The following is a 1302-nucleotide window of genomic DNA, read 5'->3' as shown; positions in this document are numbered from 1 at the left end:
CCGGCGCCGACGCCGCCGCCCGGGCCGACGGTGCGATCGCCCGCGCGTCGCATCTGATGCGCCACCGCGGCCCCGACGAGCCGGGCACCTGGACCGACCCGGGCGCCGACGGGGCCGTCGTGTTCGGCTTCAACCGGCTGTCGATCATCGACATCGCGCATTCGCACCAGCCGCTGCGGTGGGGTCCGCCGGAGGCGCCCGACCGCTACGTGCTGGTGTTCAACGGCGAGATCTACAACTACCTCGAGCTGCGCGACGAGCTGGCCACCGCGCACGGCGCCGCCTTCGCCACCGACGGCGACGCCGAGGCCATCGTCGCCGGATACCACTACTGGGGCGCCGACGTGCTCACCCGGCTACGCGGCATGTTCGCCTTCGCCCTGTGGGACACCGCCACGCTCGAATTGTTCTGCGCCCGAGACCCATTCGGCATCAAGCCGCTCTTCATGGCGACCGGCGCCGGGGGCACCGCGGTGGCCAGTGAGAAGAAATGCCTGCTGGACCTCGCCGAACTGGTCGGGTTCGACACCGGGATCGATCGGCGGGCCGTGCAGCACTACACCGTGCTGCAGTACGTGCCCGAGCCCGAGACGCTGCACCGCGGGGTGCGCCGGCTCGAATCGGGCTGCTACGCGCGGATCACGGCCGGGCGGCCGCCGGAGGTCACCCGCTATTTCGTGCCGAGGTTCGCCGCGGTGCCGATGAGCCGGGACACCGAACAGGTCCGCTACGACGAGATCACCGCGGTGCTCGAGGACTCGGTGGCCAAGCACATGCGCGCCGACGTCACCGTCGGGGCGTTTCTGTCCGGCGGCATCGACTCCACCGCGATCGCGGCGCTGGCCATCCGGCACAACCCCAAGCTGATCACCTTCACCACCGGTTTCGAGCGGGAGGGTTTCTCCGAGATCGACGTCGCGGTGGCCTCCGCCGAGGCGATCGGCGCCCGCCACATCGCAAAGGTGGTGCACCCGGACGAATTCGTCGCGGCCCTGCCCGAAATCGTCTGGTATCTCGACGAACCGGTGGCCGACCCCGCGCTGGTGCCGCTGTTCTTCGTCGCCCGTGAGGCCCGCAAGCACGTCAAGGTGGTGCTGTCCGGGGAGGGGGCCGACGAACTGTTCGGCGGCTACACGATCTACCGGGAACCGTTGTCGCTCAAGCCGTTCGACTACCTGCCGCGGCCGCTGCGGCGGTCGATGGGCAAGGTGTCCAAGCCGCTGCCGGAGGGGATGCGGGGCAAGAGCCTGCTGCACCGCGGCTCGCTGACCCTCGAGGAGCGCTATTACGGCAACGCCCGCA

The 1302-nt window shown here is 70.3% G+C and carries 1 protein-coding gene; it reads left to right on the top strand.

What is annotated here, in order from left to right:
• Window positions 1-1302, top strand: a 1302-nt coding sequence (asnB, locus tag A5701_RS19320) for an asparagine synthase (glutamine-hydrolyzing) (protein ID WP_067757366.1), incomplete at both ends; no start/stop codon positions are given.

Source organism: Mycobacterium sp. E3305 (assembly GCF_001666785.1).
Taxonomy (GTDB): domain Bacteria; phylum Actinomycetota; class Actinomycetes; order Mycobacteriales; family Mycobacteriaceae; genus Mycobacterium.
The sequence above is the reverse complement of the archived record's forward strand: the minus strand, read 5'-3'. Positions and strand labels throughout refer to the sequence as shown.